Below are 20,625 nucleotides of genomic sequence, written 5' to 3'. Positions count from 1 at the left end.
ATTATTTATTGATTTGATTAAGTTTTTCTAATAATGTCCGGTTCTCAGCAGGTGTCCCAACGGTGATTCGCAAGCAGCCTTCACAAAGTTCTACTTTAGAACGATCTCTGACGATGATCCCAAATTGAACCAGATAATCGTAGACTTCTCTCGGCTGTTCCATCTTGACCAAGATAAAATTGGCATCAGAAGGAGTAATATACTGTACATAATCCAGTTCGAGGAGCTCGCGCACCAGTTTTTCACGTTCCGAAACAGTTTCTTTGATCCAGTCATTGACTTGATCTACATTATTCAAGGCCTCCAACACGATATCCTGTGTTGCTTGATTAATGTTATAAGGTGGTTTAATTTTATTATAAACTGCTATAATTTCTTTACTTGCAAATGCCATGCCCAACCGCAGTGCCGCAAGTCCCCATGCTTTAGATAAGGTCTGCAATACCACCAAGTTAGGATATTCAGCCAGTTCCTGTGTAAATGACTTCACAGCGGAAAAATTGATATAAGCTTCATCGACAACAACAAGTCCCTGAAAATTATTCAATACCGTTTCTATGTCCTGACGACGGATGGAGTTTCCTGTTGGATTATTAGGTGAACAGATAAAGATCAGTTTGGTATGTGCATCTATCGCATTAGCGATACCATCCAAATCCAATTGATAGTCCGCTGTTAGGTTTACCTTCTTGAAAGTGATATCATTGATATTCGCAGACACCTCATACATACCATAGGTAGGTGGAACTAAAATCACATTGTCCACACCGGGTGTACAAAATGCACGATATAAAATATCTATAGCCTCATCGCTTCCATTACCCAAAAAAATATTTTCTGCGGGTACACCTTTTATGTTTGAAAGTTTTGCTTTGACTTGATGTTGGAGAGGGTCTGGGTATCGGTTGTAATCATGGTTTAGTGGGGATCCAAAAGGATTTTCATTGGCATCAATCAATATGGATGCCTCCCCTTTAAATTCATCTCTAGCGGACGAATAAGGTACGAGCTTCTTGATATTTTCCCGTAATAGGTTGTTTAAGTTGAATGGATTATCCATTATAAAAAAATTAGAGCCGTAAACTTAGATAAATTGTTTATCAAAAGCAATATAATAAGCAATTTAAAAAGTATTTGATTGTAGAAATGTGGTATAAAACGTGTAAAAACTAAACTAGAAACCATTTCCCTTCGATAGAAAGTTCGGTATTTGGGAATGCCGTTCGTGCCTCTTCCAATAATGGGTTCAAATCCCGGTAACGGGCGGAGTAATGCCCCAGCAATAATTTCTTTGCATGGGTTTCTTTTGCGATCTCCCCAGCCTCCAATGCTGTTGTATGGAAAGTTTCCTTCGCTCTGTCTACCATATCATGCAGGAACGTAGATTCATGATACATAAGATCAGCGTGCTGAACATAAGGCAGATAGTCAGCAGTACGTACAGTGTCCGAACAATATACGTAACTCCTGGATTTAGGCGCAGGTAAGCTCAATTGGTCTGCCGGATAAACATTCCCATTTTCATCCACGTAATCCATCCCTTTCTTTATGGCAGGATAATAGACTGTGGGAATATTGAGCGCCTGAACCACATCACCGAGCAAGGTGCGGGCTCGCGGTCCTTCATCGAAGCGAAAACCGGTACAGGCAATACGATGTGTTAAAGGGAATGTGCTTACTTTCATTGTTCGATTTTCAAAAATAACACCGGGCTCGTCGGGTGAAATCGGATGAAAAATAAGATTATAACGTAAGACTGTCTCAGAATGTAGAAATTGTATATCCAAAATCTCTTTTAAGGCAGCAGGGCCATATAGATGAAGATCACTTTTACGTCCGACCAGGTGCATCGAAGAGAGCAACCCCACCAAACCTAAGTAGTGATCTCCATGTAAGTGGCTAATAAAAATATGTCCTAAACGATTGCTTTTAATTCCATATCGGCTGAGTTGCATCTGCGTACCCTCGCCACAGTCTATTAAAAACAATTGCTCATTAAAGTTCAACACTTGGCTAGTCGGATGGCGATCAAACATCGGGGTCGCGGAACTATTTCCTAATATCAGAACTTCAAACTTCATATTAATCCTCAATTGTCCCCCGATATTCAGATTCCAATTCGTGCGCAAAGATTAAATCTTCAGCAACCTTGAGTGATGGAGCAATCTTTATTGATTTATCCAGGTGCGACACGCGAACCATATCCATTAATTTAGGACAAAGATTGACCAAAATAAATACGCCACCAACAGATTGACATAAACGGTGTGCCAGTATCCCCAAACGAATACCCACTTCATCCGTCTTTTGGACATGAATCATATCCAAAACAATATTGCGTTGACCAATCGTATTGCGCAACAAAAACTCCCCCTTCAGTTTAGCTGCATTATCGGCATCTATCACTTCGACATGAGGCTCTATGACAATATAACGATCGTGCTTATCAATAGTGTACTTCATAAGTCTATTTCATTAGTTTGAGGATACAATGTACTAATAATTTAGCTCTTTTAAGGCTTTTGCCACATTTCTTTCCACGCGTTCCAATACATTTTCTTGATCAGGATAGACAAATTTTTCTCCAACAATATGTTCGTATAGCTCAATATAGCGTTCGGAAATTGAAACAATAATTTCATCCGTCATCTCCGGAACCGCTTGCCCGTCCTTACCTTGAAAACCATTATCGATCAACCACTTCCGAACAAACTCTTTTGACAATTGCTTTTGTGCCTCACCATTTTCCTGACGTTCCTGATATCCATCTGCATAAAAATAACGGGAAGAATCCGGTGTATGAATCTCATCAATCAAGACTATTTTACCATCTTTTTTACCAAATTCATATTTGGTATCCACTAAAATCAATCCTCTTTGTGCTGCAATTTCAGTTCCGCGTTGAAACAATGCTTTGGTATATTTCTCCAATTGCACATAATCTTCTTCACTTACAATACCTTTTTTCAAAATATCCACTCGAGAAATGTCCTCATCGTGACCCACGGCTGCTTTGGTCGTTGGTGTAATAATTGGTTCTGGCAATTTATCATTTTCTTTCATTCCTTCAGGAAGAGACTCTCCACAGACTTCACGTTTCCCAGCGGCGTATTCTCGCCAAGCATGCCCAGATAGATAGCCACGGATTACCATTTCTACTTTAAACGGCTCACACATTTGACCTATAGTCACACTAGGATCTGGTACAGATACAACCCAATTGGGGATAATATCAGCTGTCGCTTTTAAAAATTTAGCTGCAATCTGATTTAACACCTGCCCTTTATAAGGGATAGGTCGAGGAAGTACCACGTCAAATGCAGAAATACGGTCAGAAGCTACCATCGCCAAGTAGGTATCGGCAATCGTATACACATCACGTACCTTTCCTCTGTAAAAAGCCGTCTGATTTTCGAAATTGAAATTTGTTTCTTTTATAGCGTTCATGTTCAAAGTAAAATTCTTATGTCAGTAGTTATTGATTAAATATCGCCGTATGCTTCCAAAATACGTCGCACCAATTTATGACGAACCACATCGCCGCCACTCAGGTGAATAATATCGATACCTTCAATATTTTCCAGCAAACGGATTGATGTCGAAAGTCCGGATTGATTCTTTTTGGGGAGATCGACCTGCGTCATGTCACCAGTAACAATAAATTTTGCGGTAGGTCCCATACGAGTCAAAAACATCTTCAACTGCATATCCGTTGCATTTTGGGCTTCATCCAAAATAACAAAACAGTTATCAAGCGTACGCCCCCGCATAAATGCCAATGGTGCAACCTCGATCGTACGGTTTTCTAAATATCCTTTTAGTTTCTCGGCTGGGATCATATCGTCAAGCGCATCATAAAGTGGTCTCAAATAAGGATCGACCTTTTCCTTCAGGTCCCCAGGTAAAAAACCCAAGTTTTCTCCCGCTTCTACAGCCGGCCTGGTCAAGATGATCCGTTTGATTTCCTTATTGCGAAGCGCTCTGACCGCCAATGCAACAGCTGTATATGTTTTCCCTGTTCCTGCTGGGCCAATGGCAAATAAGATGTCATTTTTGGAAATACTATCAACCATCCGTCGTTGGTTGGCCGTACGGGCCCGAACAATCACACCATTAGGTCCATAAACAATGGGTTCGGAACCAAATGCCGCATTCTTGGCCGCAATCTCCTTTTCCTGCTGCGCGGCTGAGCCTGCGCTCGCCCCTAGGAGATTTTCAAAATCCAACATGGTAATGTTGTTGAATTTCTCTAGATGAGCCATAACTTCCTTAAACGATTGCTCAAATAGTTCCAATTCCTTCGCATCTCCCAGCACTTTCATTTCACTTCCACGAGCTACAATCCGCAATTTTGGGAATTGTTTCTTCAAATAATCAAAGTGCTCATTGTCTGCTCCCCATAATATGGGTAAATTCAGACCATCTAATGCAATTAGTAATTCGTTCAAATTTTATCCTATTTTAGAAATAATTAGATTGTAGCTATTACGCAATAGCTCTTATACGTAATACCATTCAAAATTAACGTATTCTAATGAGAAAAAAGGCCATCCAGATGAGATTTTTGCAAAAAGAAAACCAAATTATTTTTTTTACGTTTCATACATAAGTTTCGCTTTTAAAAGTGGATCTTCAAGGTACACAAACCAATTCTTTACAGTAGAAATAAAAGCTATGTTTGTGTATATCAATTGAAAAAAGTTATATTCAAAATAAGTTCTTCAATTAACTTTACAAATCAGCTGATAAATAGTAATTTTGTCCTCTATTTGAATAGATTTTCAGGAACAGAATATGCAAACGACAGGAGATCTATTTCTATTCATTCAAAAAGGGAATTTGACAGCAATTCGGTCTACTTATAGATTATAATGGCAGTAATTACGTTAACGACAGATCTAGGACATAAAGATTTTTACCAAGCTGCGCTAAAAGGGAGCCTTTTAACGCAGTTGTCTGATGTTAATATTGTCGATATCACCCACGAGATCCCTGCATTTAATATTCCGCGCGCAGCCTTTGTACTTGGTAATGCGTATCATTATTTTCCAAAAGGAACAGTACATATCATCGGCATCAATACCCTATTTCATGAAGAATCCAAATACATCGGCATGAAATACAGGGATCATTATTTTGTTGGTGCAGACAATGGAATTTTCAGTTTACTGTTGAATGGAAATGAACCACAGGAATTGTACGAACTCAATTTGATGCAGGACCTGAGATACCTCCATTTTCCCCTTGCAGATATTCTGTCAAAATCTGCCTGTCATATTGCAAAAGGAGGCAAACTGAAAGATGTCGGCACCCCCATGCATCAACTGATAGAAAAAGTCACTTTACAACCGATCTTTGACAAAGACATGATCCGTGGCAATGTCATTTACGTCGACGCTTTTGGCAATGCCATTACCAATATTTCCAAAGATCTGTTCAATAAAGTCCAAAAGGGACGAAATTTTATCTTGTATTTCAAACGCAATGAAACAATAACCAATCTTTCCTGGCATTACAACGAAGTCGGTGAGGGTGAAAAATTGTGTCTTTTTGGTATCAGTAATTACTTAGAAATTGCCATCAACAAAGGCAACGCAAGCCAACTCTTGGGGCTTCACGATGACGATTCCAATGTCATTCGTATCGAATTTAAAGATTAATTTCATAAATTCATTTCTAGAAATAGTTTATTCACTTCAATCTGTCCCTAAAATACCCAATGGGGTTTTGGCAGTTTAACACTGGATTTTGCGGATTTGTCAGTTCTCACTTTGCCTTTTGACAAATAGATGCGATTTCAGTAACGTTAATTTCAGATTGATTGTTCAAATTTAGGTATGAAATCTTTAAAACACACACTACTATCTTTCCTGCTATTGTTTAGCCTTGGACATCCGAAAGCACAGGAAAATGCAGATTCCAGTGCTTTTGAGGTACAACGCAAACTTGTCAACAGCCTACTCGATGCACGGCAACAGAAGTTTGGCGCCTATGATACGAGCCTCACCCAGAAAACAGGCCTTTTTGGCCTATTCAAATCCAAAGGCGATATGCAAAAAAGCATCGATATCCTGAAGGATGTCGTGATCACAGACAACAACATTTTCTTGGAGACACAGCAGCTGTTAAAAATCAAAGATTTCGAAAAGGACAAATTTCGACAGATGGCGACTGAATATGACAAACAGATCTCTGCTTACATGGGTACGATCAATAAACTTCAAAACGAGAATGAACGACTGCGGACAGAGTTAGACAAAACCGAAGGAAAGGGTCTGGCTGGTAATTTATGGCTTTATATCGCTTTACTTGTCATTATTATCGTAGCAGCTTTATTGTATCGTAGCCATACACAAAAATCGGCGCTCAGTGGCAAAAATTCAGGCTAGCCCTTTTGGATCTACCCCTATCAATCGGTGACATGTACCAATAAAACAGGTCAAAATATAACTTTAGTTGATTAAAATAGGCAAAAAGCCAAAAAATTGACCAAAGTATGATAGCAAAATATTTTTAATCTCTTTACATTTGTCCTCGCAACAAAACATTGAAGTAGCGGATTATGGCAAGAGGTTTCAATAGTGGTAATAAACAAGAAGAAGATCTACCAAAACCAAAGTTAAATAAGGAGCTCCTATTGCGGGCTTCGAAAATAATGACCTATTTAAGGCCTTATCGGGTTAAGTTTGGAATCGGAATGTTATTTCTGGCATTATCCAGTCTTTCGATGCTGACTTTCCCAGCACTACTGGGTGCTATGATTGACGCTGCTCAAGGCAAACAAACCTACTCTTGGTTAACTCCTGAAGTTTATTATATCGGCGGGGTGGCTTTTGTTATCCTATCGTTCACCTCTATTGTTTCATTTTTCCGTATCCGTATCTTTGTCGAGATCGGAGAACGTGCTTTGGCGAAAATCCGTAAAGACACCTATCATAAACTCATCTCCTTGCCCATCGAATTTTTCGCCAACCGTCGTGTTGGAGAACTAAACAGCAGATTGTCTGCAGATCTATCCCAGATCCAAGACACCCTGACGACCACATTGGCTGAAATTTTAAGACAATTGATCAGTCTGTGTTTTGGTGTATTTCTACTGGTCTGGGTATCACCCAAATTGGCCTTGATGAATCTATGCATATTACCTGTTATTGTTGTTGCAGCCATTGTCTTTGGGAAATTCATCCGCGAATTATCCAGACAAGCTCAGGATAAGATGGCGGAGTCAAATAGTATTGTTCAAGAAACATTATTAGGCATCAGCAATGTAAAAGCTTTTGTGAACGAATACTTTGAATTCAACCGCTACAGTAATCAGATGGACTCTGTTGTCAAATTAGCCGTCAAGGGAGCAACCTTTCGGGGCGCCTTTGCTTCCTTTATCATATTCTGTATTTTCGGAGCTGTTATAGCTGTAATCTGGTATGGTGCGGCATTAGTATCTATCCACGAGATATCTGTTGGGGATCTAACGACTTATATCCTGTATTCTATGTTTGTCGCCGGGTCAATGGGTAGTTTACCAGAATTATACTCGAACATCCAACGCTCGCTGGGTGCGAGTGAAAGGATCCTGGAAATTCTTGATGAGCCACAGGAAGATATCAAGGTTGAACCGAGCTGCAAAGATATCCGTAAAAAGATGAGTGGAGATCTCCGCTTCAATCATGTGGCATTTGCCTACCCTAGCCGACCGGATATTGAAATTCTCAAAGACATTAATTTTACGGCCAATGCCGGAGATAAAATTGCCATAGTCGGTCCTAGCGGGACCGGTAAATCAACCATCGCATCTTTAATACTACAATTTTATACAAACAATAAAGGTGAGGTACTTTATGATGGTAAGCCGGCCTCAGACTTTGACCTCTGTGACATACGAAACCAAGTTGCCATTGTACCACAGGACGTTTTATTATTTGGCGGAACTATTCGCGAAAATATCGCTTATGGTAAATTAGATGCTACCGAAGCCGAAATAATTGAAGCAGCCCAACGTGCCAATGCACATCAATTTATATTAAATTTCCCGGAAGGCTATGATACTATCGTCGGGGAACGCGGGGTAAAACTTTCTGGCGGACAACGTCAACGCATCGCCATCGCCCGTGCGCTACTCAAAGATCCTGCTATTTTGATCTTAGATGAAGCAACATCCTCTTTAGATTCAGAGTCTGAACGTCAAGTTCAAGATGCCTTAGAAGAATTAATGCGCGGACGTACTTCTGTTATCATTGCACATAGGCTTTCTACGATCATCGATGCGGACAAAATCATTGTGGTCGAAAATGGGGTTGTTTCGGAGAGTGGAACACATTTCGAATTACTACAGAAAGAAACTGGCCTCTATAGACACCTGTACACCTTGCAATCCAAACAGCAAAAGGTAGATATGTAAAATTTTGTTAATTATTGATTCTTTTTAAACAAATTGTCCCAGAGATTGTTCATTTGGTATCATACTTGATTATCATTTGAATACACAATAAAATAGAAGAATTATGAAAAATAAAAATGGATTAGTGGCATTTGCTTTGTTAGGATTGGCTGCGGGAGCTGCTGCATGGTATCTTTTAGGAACAGATGACGGGAAAAAACAATTAGATCGTGCAAATGATGGCATCAAAAGCTTAACTAAGTCATTGAAGGATCTTTCGAAAAAAGAAGCTAGAAAAGCACAAAAGTTAGCAAATAGAGCTTCTGCTGAGTTGGACAACTTAAAATCAAAAGCTCAAGCTGCTTTCAGTAAAGCTTCAGATGATGCCGATGCATTGAAAAACAAAGCAAAAGAAGCCGGCAGAGAGGCTTTGGACCACGCAAACAATGCAGCTCAGAATTTAGCAAGTAAAATCGACAACACAACCGATGCTGCTAAATCAAAAATTTCTAATGCATAAGTAAAAAAAACATTTTTTTAAGAATTGATGGTTTAACTACCTCCTGTGGTTAAAATACATTCGTATCTTTGCGGCATATGACTTTACTGCAACAGGTAAAAACTTTGATTCTTAAAGACATTATTCTGGAATGGCGATCAAAATATGCCATCAACGGAATCCTACTATATGTCGTATCTACTGTATTTGTTTGTTATCAGGCATTCAAGTCAGTAGATACTACGGTTTGGAATGCATTGTTTTGGATTATTATGTTATTCGCTTCAATCAATGCAATCAACAAGAGTTTTGTTCAGGAAAATCCCAACCGACAGCTCTATTACTATTCACTAGTTGACCCAAGAGCGATTATCCTTGCCAAGGTTATTTACAATATGTTATTGATGATCATCTTGGCGACCATTGCTTATTTCGTCTATTCAATCATATTCAAAAATCCACTTGGGGATCCCACACTATATTTCATTTCAGTCATTCTCGGTAGTATCAGTTTTGCCAGTGTATTTACCATGATTTCTGGCATAAGTTCCAAAGCTGGAAACAACAGTACGCTCATGGCTATTTTGAGTTTTCCGGCTATCATCCCCTTATTGATCGTATTGATCAAGCTCTCCCATAACGCCATAGAAGGCCTGGAAAGGGCGGCAAGTACAAGGGAAATAATTGTATTACTCGCAATTAATGTAATCACGATCACTATTTCTTTATTGTTATTTCCGTACCTTTGGCGAGATTAAATTTTAGAATTGAAAACACATTAAATTCAATTTACCATGAGAAAAAAATGGTGGAAAATATTAGCTGTCCTGATTATCTGTGCAGTCATTATCAATGGTCTTCTGGGCCCTGTTCCACGCTTATTTATCCTTCACGAAAGCATCCGAAACGTCTATTTCCACGTCCCGATGTGGTCTGCAATGATCGTGATGTATCTGATTTCAGTTATTTATAGCATCAAATACCTCAATACAGGAAAACAAGAATATGACCTAATGGCTATTGAAGCGGTCAATACAGGTATTACTTTTTGTTTTTTTGGCTTGGCAACAGGAATGTTGTGGGCAAATATCACCTGGGGAGAGCCTTGGCCAAATGACCCCAAATTAAATGGTTCGGCAATAGCGACTTTAATGTATCTGGCCTACCTCGTGCTCCGCAATGCGCTCGAAGAAGAGCAAAAAAGGGCGAAAATATCTGCCGTCTACAATATCTTTGCATTTCCGATCATTATTGTACTGCTCTATATTCTGCCAAAAATGACAGATTCGCTTCACCCCGGAAGTGGTGGTAATGCTACTTTTGGCCAGCTACAAATGAGTAACGAGCTTCGTCCAACATTTTATGCCGCAATGATCGGATGGCCGATGATCGCTTTCTGGATTTGTTCACTCCGCTATAGAGTACGTTTATTGGAAAGAAAAGAGCAGGAAAGCTAGTTGTGATCATCAATAAGAATAAGTGGCAGGGTATTTTTCATGTCTTTGAAGAGATCCCCAGTCAACAACGAGCTTAGGCTCAATAAAAAAGGTAAAAATAGCGATCGCCAAAACATTCTCCAGCATAAATTAATACTGGATTTCATACGGCGACAACATCGATAAAAAATAGAAGTCTGATAAAACCAAAGAGTAGATAATATTGGCAAACAATGCTTTTTTATTTACACAGGTCCTAATCAGCCATTAAAAGACAAATAAATAGCATGAAAAAAATAACATTGTCAATTGCATTATTAATCTTATCAACTTTAAGCACATTTGCGCAGGATGACGTTGATATGGCAACAGGCTTGCGTAGTGAGGGCAAAATCTATGTGGTTGTTCTCGTGATGTTGGTCATTTTTCTAGGTCTAGCCTTCTTTCTTTTCTTGCTTGACCGTCGTATAACGAAGTTGGAGAAAAAGAATAAATAGTCAAATATTTATCGCGCATCATGATTATCAGTCAGTTCAGAAATTACACACCAATAAATATCCTATTTTTATCCCTTGTGGGTTTTGTATTATGCCTTGGCATATTCTTACACGTACCGGATAAACTTGATTCTGTAATTTTTGAACCTGCACTTGGGAATCTACTGGGAGAAAACAATTTAATCAATCTCTCTCCGGCAACTAACGTCTTTATCACGCTGATCCTTACCATTTTTCAGGCGACGATACTGAATCGGGTCACAAGCCATTTCAATCTACTGGGAAAACCTAGTTTTCTGGTCGCGTTGATGTATATGACGCTGGCCAGTTTATTTTTACCTTTTCTGGTTCTGTCGCCCACCCTTATCTGTAACTTTATTTCGATCTGGATGTTAAGCAAATTGCTTTCTCTCTATCGCCAGACAGACGTAAAGGCGGAAATGTTCGATCTGGGGATGATTGTTGGCATAGGCAGTCTGATCTACTTTCCTTTTTTGAGCATGTTCTTCCTGCTTTGGATCGCCCTACTTATTTTTAGGCCATTCAATTGGCGTGAATGGATCACACCACTATTGGGATTGGCTACAATCTATTTTATACTAGGGGTAATCTATTTATGGGTAGGAAAAATGGAATTGTTTTACACCATATGGTTGCCATTCACCTACAAGTTCCCAACGGCCATCCGTATCCAATTATTTGATTACCTGGTACTGGTCCCAGTGCTCTTTACACTGATCCTCTTCTTGTTGATCCTCAAAGACAATTTTTTCAAGAGTATTGTGCATATCCGAAAATCCTTTCAGTTGTTATTTTTCATGTTATGCTTAGCTGTAGCCTCCTTTTATTGGAACAAGAAATTAACTGAGGCTCACTTTTTACTTTGCGCTCCACCAATTGCAATTTATATGGCCTATTACTTCACCTATGCCAAAAAGAAATGGTTTTTTGAAGTCGTGTATGCAATCATCGCATTAACCATAATCTACTTTCAATTTTTCTAAACAATTGTACAACAAGTGTTTAACCTTTTTTAACAAAATCGGCTTAACAAGCTCACAAAAATTGAATAGTTTTGTATGCGATTAAAAGCAAAGAACATTTAATTACACGAGTCAAAAAACTCAAAGATTTCACAAAAACTAAATAAACATTAGTTTCTCAATTTTATAGATTGACCATGCAGAAACGCTTTATAAGCTCTCTAAGAAATAAATCACTCCAACTGTTGTTAGCAGGTGGAATTTTAGCTAGTTCTACTACCGCATTTGCCCAAAAAACGACATCCGCTTCACCTTATTCTCAATTGGGGATAGGTCAGATACGTGAAGATTTATTACCTCAGTATAGAGCTATGGGGGGTATCAGTACGGCTATCCGTACATTAGATGGCATCTATTACAATACCAACCCGAGCAATCCGGCATCTTACTCTGCTGCGCGGCTTAGTGTATTTGATGCAGGGCTATATGGCAACTACACGCAACTAAAATCAACAACTAGATCTGCGAATACTGCTGATTTTGCATTTAGTCATATTACCATGACTTTTCCAATGCAAAAGTTTGGTGGTATCAGTTTGGGGTTATTGCCATTTTCGGATGTGGGCTATCGTACTAATTCACAGGAAAGTATCAATTCGCAGACCTTCAACAAGGTTTTTACAGGGGAAGGTGGCCTAACAAAAGCTTATGCAGGTTGGGGTGTGCGTGTTTATAAAGGACTGAGTGTCGGTGCGAATATGTCATACCTATTTGGTACATTAAATGACTATAGCCGTGTTGAATTTCCTTTATCCTCTGGAGCTTTGAATCCGCAACGTCAAAATAAACGTGAAATCCAAGGTATTATCTTTGATTATGGTTTACAATACGAACAGCCTATAGGCAAAGAGTATGCTTTGACCTTTGGTTATTCAGGATCGCTGAACAACGATATAAAAGAGCGAACAACAATTTTCGACACAAGGACTCAACCATCATCAGATCCGGACAATCAAAATATTCCAATAGATACAACGTATATGTCTGAGCGCACCAGCAGGCATTTGACGCTTCCATTAAAACACAATATAGGTGTCACCCTTGCACGAAATGGCAAATGGTTGGTTGGGGCAGACTTCAAATATGCAGACTGGTCAAGATTTCAGGTCAGAAATGGTGAAGGCGAGTTACGCAAAAACTATGGTGTATCAGTTGGTGGTCAGTTGACACCTGATAGATCTTCGCTCAACTACCTAAACCACGTAGATTATCGTCTTGGTTTTAGATACAACAAAACTCAGTATTTTCTAGCCGGTCAAGATATCAATGATATGGCCGTAACAGTGGGTGTGGGCTTACCATTGGCCAGAACGCAATATTCAAGTGCTTTCTCCAAGATCAATTTTTCTGCAGAATTTGGCCAAATGGGCAAAGTAGCCAATGGCCTGTTACGTGAACGTTATATCAACTTCAATATCGGCTTTACGCTAAATGATCGTTGGTTTAGAAGAAATCAATTTGACTAAGATAATGGTACGCAAAGTATCTGAACTATTCATATTACAAAATATATCGCCCCTGGTAATTCAATTTTTGCTAGGGGCGCTCTTATTGACTTCCTGTGAGCCAGATCTAAAGGAAGTTGACCGGATCGCCAACTTAAAAAAAGAAGAAGCTGTGGACATTTCACGCCATGTGGATGTCATTTATAGTGATTCAACCCGGGTTAAAGCTAACCTAACCGCACCCGAAATGCGGATCAAACACGATAGTACAGAAGTCTATGAGTTTCCAAAAAGCATAAAAATCATCTTCTATGATGAAAAGCTAAAGGAAACACAGCGTATTACCTCTGACTATGCAATTAGGAAAGAAAAAGAGAAAATAACCGTCTTTACCAAAAACGTCATTGTCACCATGGCCGATGGGTCTATTATGAAAACGGAAGAAATCGTCTATGATGAAGGAGCTAAGGATCCCAATAAAACTTTTTACAACAATGTTCCTGTCCAGGCATTTTTTAAAGATCAAAGGGGGAACCTACAGGGATCATCTTTTACATCCGACAAGGATCTGTTACATGCCAATATACAGAATGCAACTGGTGTCATTATAATCAAGGATAACAGTCTATTTCCGTCCATAGATAGATAGAGAGCTTATACTTTCATTGGGCTCCCTGCTTTCATGTTATTATTAGCCTAAACATACCTACTGGCAGGTAGATCATGTAAGCAACTCTGTCACAGATTACTTAAAGGATATTACCGTCACCTGATCAAGACCACCTCTAATAAAAAATAGCGCAATACAAATACTTTTCAAATTTGTTTTATTACATTCAGGAAAATATTCCGTTTTTTTTTATAAAAATTGTATCTTGCACCGCATTTTGCTATGCTATGCATAAATTAACGAAATACAAGTATTTACACAATATAAACACAATAAGCAGACTATGGGATTAATGGGCTTTTTGCGTAACAAAGCTGGTGTCATCTTGACCGCAGCCATGGCTATCGCAATTTTAGCATTTTTACTAGGCGATGTCGTTCGAGGAGGGGCTCCTTTCTGGGCTAGACATCAAAATCGTGTAGGGGAAGTCAACGGAACTGAAATTGAATATCCTGCGTTCAACCAACAGGTGGAACAAGCAGAAGAAATGTTCAAACAACAAATGGGTGGCGCTGTTACTCCTCAAATGAGAACATACGCCGTACAACAGGTTTGGAATCAATTCTTATCCAGAGAAATCTTGAGAAAAGAGATTGAAAAAATCGGTTTGACAGTAGGTAGTAAGGAATTAAATGATCTAGTACAAGGGCCAAATCCTTCAGCTCAGATCGTTCAGGCATTTACTGACCCGCAAACGGGACAGTTTAACCGTGGTCAGTTGTCGACTTTTATAAGCCAAATCAATACAGCTGGCAACCAAGCCATGGCTGATCAGTGGGAAGCTTTACTTGGGGGTGTGAAAGATGAACGCTTAAGCAGCAAGTATGGCGAATTGCTTTCGAACAGTGTATACGTAACTTCATTGGAAGCAAACGAAGAATACCAAGAACGTAATAAATTGGCGAACTTCAAATACATTCTTTTAGACTACGCTTCTGTAAAAGATGCTGAGGCTAAAGTGACTGACGCCGATTTCCAAGAATACTATAATGAACATAAAAGCATGTTCAAAACACAAGAGGAAACTCGTGCGATTCAATACGTTACGGTAGACGCAAAACCTCTTGCGAAGGATTCATTGGCTGTAAAAGAAGCTATTGACAAGTTGAAACAAGATCTTATCGTTGCAAAGGATGATTCATTATATGCATCCATCAATTCGGACAACAAGTATCCTTTCACCTATGTGAAAAAAGGCCAATTGAGTCCTTCTTTGGATTCTGTAGTCTTCAATGTAGCTGCAGGTACTACTGTAGGTCCTTTCCTAAGCAATGGCGCTTATGAAATTGCAAAAGTGGTTTCAACTGTCGTAGGTCCGGATTCAGTAAAAGCTTCACACATCTTGTTAGATCCTACTGCAGAAGGTGGCGTAGACAAAGCATTTGCAAAAGCTGACTCTATCAAAGGATTAATCCAAAAAGGTGACAACTTCGCTGCTTTAGCTATTCAGTTCAGCAATGACCCAGGAAGTAAAGCAAATGGTGGTGAGCTTGGTACTTTTACAAGAGGCCGCATGCTTCCAGAATTTGAAAAAGCAGTATTCGAAGGAAAAACCGGAGACATTAAAGTTGTCAAAACACAATATGGTGTTCATATCATCAAAATTGAGCAGCAAATCGGTACAGCAAAATACGCTAAGGTTGCTATCATCGATAAAGTAATCAATAGTGGTAAAGAGACTTTAAATAATGCACACAGCAAGGCAACAGCTTTCTTATCTGCTGCAACGGCTCAGAACTTCGCACAAGAGGCTAAAAAACTTGGTCTAGAAGCCAAAACTGCATCACGTGTTACTGCAATGGACAATGTACTTGATGGTACTGAAGCACCTCGCGATTTGATAAAATGGGCTTTCGAAGCTAAAAAAGGTGATATCTCAGATAAGGTATTTGAAACTGAAACTTCTTATATCTTGGCGAGTCTAGTGAATGTACAACCGAAAGGCGTACTTTCTCTGGATGCTGTGAAAAAAGATATCGAGCCTGCGGTTAAAAACATGGTTAAAGCTAAAGTCTTAAAAGAAAAATTTGGTAAAGCTTTAGCTGGAGCTTCTTCAATTGACCAAGTAGCTCAAAAAGTCGGCAAATCGGCTATCCATGTGGAGAATGTGGTATTTGCCAATCCTGTTATTCCTGGTGTAGCCTTAGAGAATGCTGTAGTGGGTACAGTCTTTGGACTTCAACCAAACAAACCTTCTAAAGCAATTGAAGGAAATACAGGTGTATATGTCGTACAGGTAAATGGTTTCACAAATCCATCAGCGATCTCTGATATCAACGGACAAAAGAAACAAATGCTTGCAGCGAAAGCACAACGTGCTTGGGGATCTATTTTCCGTGCATTACAAGACAAAGCTGAAATCATTGACAATAGAGTGAAATTCTTTTAGAAGATTTTTAAGTAAATTTGTAGCCGGACGAATTATCGTCCGGCTTTTTTTTGATAGAATAGTTATGAAAATTCAAACAAATATTGTCAATAAAGTTGCACAAAGTGGATTAGTGACAGTTGATCTGGCAGATTATCATCCGAAGACCGACAATGTCCTATATGATATCAAGGAGAATTTGTTCCATGGTCTGATATTAAGGGAAAAAGATTTCCGCGAGTTCATCAAAACACACGATTGGTCACAATATACAAATAAGCATATTGCCATCACATGCACAGCAGATGCTATTGTCCCAACATGGGCTTATATGCTACTGGCAAATAAGTTAGAGCCATATGCTTCGACTGTTGTCTTTGGCGATTTAGAAGAGCTGTTACGTATACAGTATGCGACCGCTATTGACCAAATTGACATGGAACAGTTTCGGGATCAAAGGGTAGTTGTTAAGGGCTGTGGAGATACATATATCCCTGAATCGACATTTGTCCAATTCACGGTAAAACTCAGTAAAGTAGCGAAAAGTATTATGTATGGAGAACCCTGTTCAACGGTTCCAGTTTTTAAAAGAAGTCCTCAAGCGCCAAAAGCAGCTGACAAACAAGTATAAGCAGCGGGCTCATGTGGGTTTCATCACCTTAAAGAGACAATTTATTCTGATGAAATTAACATCTCTTTTTCAAACAATTTTCGTAAACTTACGTACATGAAACTTATATCGACATTGCTCCTTTACTTATCAGTTTTTGTAAGTACAGTTTTCGCTCAGGATTTACCCCATTTAAAAGAATCTGCATTTAAAGGTGGAGAGAAATTAAAGTATAAACTCCGCTATGGAATTATTTCAGCTGCAACGGGAACGTTGACTGTTGGCGATACGAAAGACGGATTTGGAAATCCCTCCTTTCATCTGTATGCCGCTGGTAAAACAGCAGGAGCTTTTGCCATCTATACCGTAAGAAACGAATACAACTCGTATATAAATAGCAAGACATTTTTGCCTTACTATTATACTGAAAACATCCGTGAGGGAGGCTACAGACGGAATGACAAAGTACGTTTCAATCAGGACACACGTACGGTGAACGGAAATAAAGGAACATTTACATCCAAGGTGGATCAGACCTTTGATTTGCTATCGTCCTATTATTTCGCCCGCAATCTGGACTTAACTTCGGTCAAGCCGGGTGAATCCTTTAAACTGACTTATTTTTTGAATGATGAAATAGCCACTTTAGGCATACAGTATATTGGAATCGAAAAAATAAAAACAGAATTGGGCACATTGGAATGCCTAAAATTCAGTCCCGAAATTAAACCGGGGCGTATCTTTAAAAAAAATAGCAAGCTTTATCTCTGGGTAACCAATGATGGTAACCGTATTCCAGTGAAGGCCAATGTCGATATTTTAATTGGCTCTGTTACCTTAGAACTTCTGGAAGCGAGCGGACTAAAATATAAATTGGGGCAAAAAGCAAGCTACTCAAAATAATTAGAATGATTGAAGTAGGAAATGTGTTGGTACATGAAGATCTGATTAACAATGATTTTGTATGCAACCTATCAAAATGTAAAGGAATATGCTGTATCGAGGGAGACTCGGGAGCACCTTTGTTGGAAAGTGAAAAGGCAATTCTGGAGGAAATATACCCCAAGGTAAAGCCCTATATGACGGAGAAGGGCATTGAGGCCATCGAAGAACAAGGGAAATACGTCATTGACGTAGATGGTGATCTAACCACGACATGTGTTGATGGACACAAGGAATGTGCCTATGTAACCTGGGAAAACGGCATTACCAAATGTGCAATCGAAAAGGCTTATGAACTGGGTGAAATCCACTGGCGGAAACCTGTTTCCTGTCACCTCTATCCTATCCGTACGACACATTATCCGGAATTTGATGTCCTTCATTACGACCGTTGGCATATATGCAAAGACGCTTGTAGTTTTGGCAAAGAACTACAAGTGCCCGTATATAAATTTCTAAAGGATCCCCTGATCCGTACGTATGGAGAAGAATGGTACAAAAATCTTGAGCGAGCAGTCGATGAGTTGTAACAAAATTACTATCTTTAAGCTTTAACTTTTTTGGTGTTTCATTCCAATTCATGTCAAAATTAACAGAGATCCAACGCCCTATTATCCACGAACTTGAAGCTTTTGAAAAGAAATTCAAAGCATCGATGAAAAGCTCCGTTCCCTTGTTGGATCGTATCACGCAATATCTGATCAAGCGTAAAGGCAAACAAATGCGACCTATGTTTGTGTTTTTTTCGGCGGGCATCTGCAATGGGATTAATGAATCTACCTACCGCGGTGCTGCTTTGGTTGAATTACTGCATACAGCTTCGCTTGTTCACGATGATGTCGTGGATAACTCTTACGAACGTAGAGGCTTCTTTTCAATCAATGCGCTCTGGAAAAATAAGATTGCAGTACTGGTTGGTGATTTTTTACTGTCAAGGGGTTTACTGCTTTCTGTCAAACATCAGGACTACCATCTGTTAAAAATTGTTTCGGAAGCGGTCGACCAGATGAGTGAAGGGGAATTACTCCAGATCGAAAAAGCGCGTAAACTGGATATTGAAGAATCCATATACTTTGAGGTCATCCGGAAAAAAACAGCATCGTTAATTGCTTCCTGCTGCGCCTGTGGATCTGCGTCATCCAATGCGGATCAAGAGACGGTAGAGAAACTGCACCAATTTGGAGAGAAAATTGGTATTGCTTTTCAGATAAAGGATGACTTATTTGATTTTGGTCTGGATGACGTGGGTAAGCCCCTGGGGAATGATATCAAAGAGAAGAAAATGACATTGCCGTTGATCCATGCCTTAAATCAGACAAGCTCCAGCGAAAAGCGGCGAATCATCAATCTGGTTCGAAACCATAATGAAGACCCCAAAAAGGTTGCTGAAGTTATCGATTTTGTACGCAACAGCGGTGGACTAGCCTATGCAACAAACAAAATGCTGGAATATCAACAAGATGCATTTCGCATTCTGGAAGATTTTCCAGATAGCGAATACAAAGAAGGATTACTGCAATTGGTAAAATATACAACAGAAAGAAAAAAATAATGAGTCACGAATTAATGTTTTTTGGAGGTTTCCTGATCTTCATTGCACTGATGCTAGCAATTGACCTTGGACTATTTTCTAAGGGTGATAAACCTGTTAGCTTAAAGACTGCCGCAATTATGAGTGCCGTATGGGTATTATTCTCATTAGGCTTCTATTGGTTGCTCCGTCAGTATGGATTTGAATTGCATAATATTCATGATCTAAACCATCTGCAGGAAGTCATTACAAAACATCACCACGATATTAAGATTATTCCCGGTGATCTTGCCGCAAGTTTAGCCGCCTATAATAACAACTTAGGCTTGGAATATTTAACAGGATATGTTGTTGAGTACGCACTCTCTGTCGATAATATTTTCGTGATGGTACTGCTCTTCACATCATTTGGAATTCCCGAAAAATACTACCATAAAGTTTTGGTCTGGGGGATTCTAGGTGCCATCGTTATGCGATTTCTATTTATATTCCTTGGCGCAACCTTAATCGCCAAATTTGGCTGGATTCTATATGTCTTTGGTGCATTCTTGGTATTCACCGGTGTCAAGATGTTTATCAATCGGAACCAAGAGGAAGAGGTCGATCCTCAAAACCACCCTGTTGTCAAATTTGCGTCTAAATATTTCAAGGTAACCCCTAAATTAGATGGCGGTCACTTTTTCCATATCGAGAACGGCGTGAAATACATGACACCTCTATTTTTGGTTTTGTTAGTGATTGAATTTACCGATCTAATTTTCGCCGTGGATTCTATTCCCGCAATTTTCTCGGTTACCAAAGATCCTTATGTGGTATTCTTCTCTAATATCTTCGCCATCCTTGGACTACGCTCCATGTTCTTCTTATTGGTCAATATTATCCATAAGTTCCAATATTTAAAAGTCGGGTTAGCTTTTCTATTGGTCTTCATTGGTCTGAAGATGTTATTACATCACTGGTTGGCAGAAGTTGGCTTTACAACGACGCATTCGTTGATTGTAATCATCGGTATCCTTGCCTTAAGTATTATCGCTTCGCTACTCTTTCCAAAGCATAAAGAGATTGCCGAATAAAAATAAAAGCAAAGGGTCGTAAAAATTACGACCCTTTGCTTTTCAATATTTTAGCCTAGTTTTTACTCCTCCTGTCCTGCGTCAAAAGGGCCTAAATTATAGCCCATTTTTAAGAACAATTATTTTACAGAGGA

Annotated in this window: 21 protein-coding genes; 16 read left to right on the top strand and 5 right to left on the bottom strand. The window is 39.3% G+C overall.

Annotation, left to right across the window (positions count from 1 at the left end; genetic code table 11):
* Position 1: 1 nt before the first annotated feature.
* The 5 genes from hisC to M2408_RS20330 form a co-directional block, all read right to left on the bottom strand.
* Positions 2–1,060, bottom strand: coding sequence for a histidinol-phosphate transaminase (gene hisC, locus M2408_RS20350; protein WP_259186236.1), 1,059 nt, complete (start codon positions 1,058–1,060; stop codon positions 2–4).
* A gap of 109 nt (positions 1,061–1,169) precedes the next feature.
* The gene (locus M2408_RS20345) at positions 1,170–2,081 is read right to left on the bottom strand and encodes a ribonuclease Z (RefSeq protein WP_259186234.1); all 912 of its coding nucleotides are present in this window, start codon (positions 2,079–2,081) and stop codon (positions 1,170–1,172) included.
* Between the two features lies 1 nt (position 2,082).
* Positions 2,083–2,463 carry an STAS domain-containing protein gene (locus M2408_RS20340; protein ID WP_104385068.1) on the bottom strand — a complete coding sequence of 127 codons (381 nt, stop codon included), beginning with the start codon at positions 2,461–2,463 and terminating at the stop codon, positions 2,083–2,085.
* Between the two features lie 33 nt (positions 2,464–2,496).
* A complete protein-coding gene (locus M2408_RS20335) occupies positions 2,497–3,447 on the bottom strand; it encodes a phosphoribosylaminoimidazolesuccinocarboxamide synthase (RefSeq protein ID WP_259186232.1) in 951 nt (316 codons plus the stop codon).
* Positions 3,448–3,482: 35 nt separating this feature from the next.
* The gene (locus M2408_RS20330; RefSeq protein WP_120261417.1) at positions 3,483–4,448 is read right to left on the bottom strand and encodes a PhoH family protein; all 966 of its coding nucleotides are present in this window, start codon (positions 4,446–4,448) and stop codon (positions 3,483–3,485) included.
* A gap of 423 nt (positions 4,449–4,871) precedes the next feature.
* On the opposite strand from M2408_RS20330, the gene M2408_RS20325 reads away from it, so the two are divergent.
* The 16 genes from M2408_RS20325 to M2408_RS20250 all read left to right on the top strand — a co-directional run bounded on the left by M2408_RS20325 (position 4,872) and on the right by M2408_RS20250 (position 20,491).
* Positions 4,872–5,660: an S-adenosyl-l-methionine hydroxide adenosyltransferase family protein gene (locus M2408_RS20325; protein ID WP_120261416.1), complete on the top strand. Its 789-nt coding sequence runs from the start codon at positions 4,872–4,874 to the stop codon at positions 5,658–5,660.
* Positions 5,661–5,837: 177 nt separating this feature from the next.
* On the top strand, positions 5,838–6,389 hold the full coding sequence (locus tag M2408_RS20320) for a hypothetical protein (protein ID WP_259186231.1): 552 nt from the start codon (positions 5,838–5,840) through the stop codon (positions 6,387–6,389).
* A 173-nt stretch (positions 6,390–6,562) separates the two neighbouring features.
* A complete protein-coding gene (locus M2408_RS20315) occupies positions 6,563–8,398 on the top strand; it encodes an ABC transporter ATP-binding protein (protein ID WP_259186230.1) in 1,836 nt (611 codons plus the stop codon).
* A gap of 103 nt (positions 8,399–8,501) precedes the next feature.
* Entirely contained in the window at positions 8,502–8,897 is a 396-nt protein-coding gene (locus M2408_RS20310) for a hypothetical protein (protein WP_259186225.1), read from the top strand.
* Positions 8,898–8,974: 77 nt separating this feature from the next.
* Positions 8,975–9,634 (top strand): heme exporter protein CcmB, encoded by a 660-nt coding sequence (locus tag M2408_RS20305; protein WP_259186224.1) that lies wholly within the window; start codon positions 8,975–8,977, stop codon positions 9,632–9,634.
* A 36-nt stretch (positions 9,635–9,670) separates the two neighbouring features.
* Entirely contained in the window at positions 9,671–10,333 is a 663-nt protein-coding gene (gene ccsA, locus M2408_RS20300; RefSeq protein WP_120261411.1) for a cytochrome c biogenesis protein, read from the top strand.
* Between the two features lie 266 nt (positions 10,334–10,599).
* Complete coding sequence (locus tag M2408_RS20295) at positions 10,600–10,809, top strand: CcmD family protein (RefSeq protein WP_077437990.1); 210 nt, start codon at positions 10,600–10,602, stop codon at positions 10,807–10,809.
* Between the two features lie 20 nt (positions 10,810–10,829).
* Positions 10,830–11,813, top strand: a complete 984-nt coding sequence (locus M2408_RS20290; RefSeq protein WP_259186223.1) for a DUF6427 family protein — start codon at positions 10,830–10,832, stop codon at positions 11,811–11,813.
* A 176-nt stretch (positions 11,814–11,989) separates the two neighbouring features.
* Entirely contained in the window at positions 11,990–13,318 is a 1,329-nt protein-coding gene (locus M2408_RS20285) for a hypothetical protein (RefSeq protein ID WP_259186221.1), read from the top strand.
* Positions 13,319–13,322: 4 nt separating this feature from the next.
* The gene (gene lptC / locus M2408_RS20280) at positions 13,323–13,946 is read left to right on the top strand and encodes an LPS export ABC transporter periplasmic protein LptC (RefSeq protein WP_259186220.1); all 624 of its coding nucleotides are present in this window, start codon (positions 13,323–13,325) and stop codon (positions 13,944–13,946) included.
* A gap of 304 nt (positions 13,947–14,250) precedes the next feature.
* Positions 14,251–16,356, top strand: coding sequence for a SurA N-terminal domain-containing protein (locus M2408_RS20275; protein ID WP_259186219.1), 2,106 nt, complete (start codon positions 14,251–14,253; stop codon positions 16,354–16,356).
* A gap of 64 nt (positions 16,357–16,420) precedes the next feature.
* Positions 16,421–16,966, top strand: a complete 546-nt coding sequence (locus tag M2408_RS20270; protein WP_259186218.1) for a DUF2480 family protein — start codon at positions 16,421–16,423, stop codon at positions 16,964–16,966.
* 96 nt (positions 16,967–17,062) lie between these two features.
* The gene (locus M2408_RS20265) at positions 17,063–17,848 is read left to right on the top strand and encodes a DUF3108 domain-containing protein (protein ID WP_120261405.1); all 786 of its coding nucleotides are present in this window, start codon (positions 17,063–17,065) and stop codon (positions 17,846–17,848) included.
* Positions 17,849–17,853: 5 nt separating this feature from the next.
* Complete coding sequence (locus M2408_RS20260; RefSeq protein WP_259186217.1) at positions 17,854–18,417, top strand: DUF3109 family protein; 564 nt, start codon at positions 17,854–17,856, stop codon at positions 18,415–18,417.
* A gap of 50 nt (positions 18,418–18,467) precedes the next feature.
* Positions 18,468–19,439 carry a polyprenyl synthetase family protein gene (locus M2408_RS20255; protein ID WP_120261403.1) on the top strand — a complete coding sequence of 324 codons (972 nt, stop codon included), beginning with the start codon at positions 18,468–18,470 and terminating at the stop codon, positions 19,437–19,439.
* The gene (locus M2408_RS20250) at positions 19,439–20,491 is read left to right on the top strand and encodes a TerC family protein (RefSeq protein WP_259186216.1); all 1,053 of its coding nucleotides are present in this window, start codon (positions 19,439–19,441) and stop codon (positions 20,489–20,491) included. Before M2408_RS20255 ends, M2408_RS20250 begins: the two co-directional genes overlap by 1 nt.
* Positions 20,492–20,625 lie beyond the last annotated feature (134 nt).

The organism is Sphingobacterium sp. BIGb0165 (assembly GCF_024810095.1).
Lineage (GTDB): Bacteria > Bacteroidota > Bacteroidia > Sphingobacteriales > Sphingobacteriaceae > Sphingobacterium > Sphingobacterium detergens.
The sequence above is the reverse complement of the archived record's forward strand: the minus strand, read 5'-3'. Positions and strand labels throughout refer to the sequence as shown.

Bases quoted from the DNA above. Each gene is read 5' to 3' on its own strand.
- ccsA (WP_120261411.1), top strand. From the start codon at position 9,671: ATGAGAAAAAAATGGTGGAAAATATTAGCTGTCCTGATTATCTGTGCA.
- M2408_RS20270 (WP_259186218.1), top strand. From the start codon at position 16,421: ATGAAAATTCAAACAAATATTGTCAATAAAGTTGCACAAAGTGGATTA.
- M2408_RS20315 (WP_259186230.1), top strand. From the start codon at position 6,563: ATGGCAAGAGGTTTCAATAGTGGTAATAAACAAGAAGAAGATCTACCA.
- M2408_RS20320 (WP_259186231.1), top strand. From the start codon at position 5,838: ATGAAATCTTTAAAACACACACTACTATCTTTCCTGCTATTGTTTAGC.
- M2408_RS20260 (WP_259186217.1), top strand. From the start codon at position 17,854: ATGATTGAAGTAGGAAATGTGTTGGTACATGAAGATCTGATTAACAAT.
- M2408_RS20265 (WP_120261405.1), top strand. From the start codon at position 17,063: ATGAAACTTATATCGACATTGCTCCTTTACTTATCAGTTTTTGTAAGT.
- M2408_RS20285 (WP_259186221.1), top strand. From the start codon at position 11,990: ATGCAGAAACGCTTTATAAGCTCTCTAAGAAATAAATCACTCCAACTG.
- M2408_RS20345 (WP_259186234.1), bottom strand. From the start codon at position 2,081: ATGAAGTTTGAAGTTCTGATATTAGGAAATAGTTCCGCGACCCCGATG.
- M2408_RS20250 (WP_259186216.1), top strand. From the start codon at position 19,439: ATGAGTCACGAATTAATGTTTTTTGGAGGTTTCCTGATCTTCATTGCA.
- M2408_RS20340 (WP_104385068.1), bottom strand. From the start codon at position 2,463: ATGAAGTACACTATTGATAAGCACGATCGTTATATTGTCATAGAGCCT.
- M2408_RS20255 (WP_120261403.1), top strand. From the start codon at position 18,468: ATGTCAAAATTAACAGAGATCCAACGCCCTATTATCCACGAACTTGAA.
- M2408_RS20335 (WP_259186232.1), bottom strand. From the start codon at position 3,447: ATGAACGCTATAAAAGAAACAAATTTCAATTTCGAAAATCAGACGGCT.
- hisC (WP_259186236.1), bottom strand. From the start codon at position 1,060: ATGGATAATCCATTCAACTTAAACAACCTATTACGGGAAAATATCAAG.
- M2408_RS20275 (WP_259186219.1), top strand. From the start codon at position 14,251: ATGGGATTAATGGGCTTTTTGCGTAACAAAGCTGGTGTCATCTTGACC.
- M2408_RS20290 (WP_259186223.1), top strand. From the start codon at position 10,830: ATGATTATCAGTCAGTTCAGAAATTACACACCAATAAATATCCTATTT.
- M2408_RS20310 (WP_259186225.1), top strand. From the start codon at position 8,502: ATGAAAAATAAAAATGGATTAGTGGCATTTGCTTTGTTAGGATTGGCT.
- M2408_RS20295 (WP_077437990.1), top strand. From the start codon at position 10,600: ATGAAAAAAATAACATTGTCAATTGCATTATTAATCTTATCAACTTTA.
- M2408_RS20325 (WP_120261416.1), top strand. From the start codon at position 4,872: ATGGCAGTAATTACGTTAACGACAGATCTAGGACATAAAGATTTTTAC.
- lptC (WP_259186220.1), top strand. From the start codon at position 13,323: ATGGTACGCAAAGTATCTGAACTATTCATATTACAAAATATATCGCCC.
- M2408_RS20305 (WP_259186224.1), top strand. From the start codon at position 8,975: ATGACTTTACTGCAACAGGTAAAAACTTTGATTCTTAAAGACATTATT.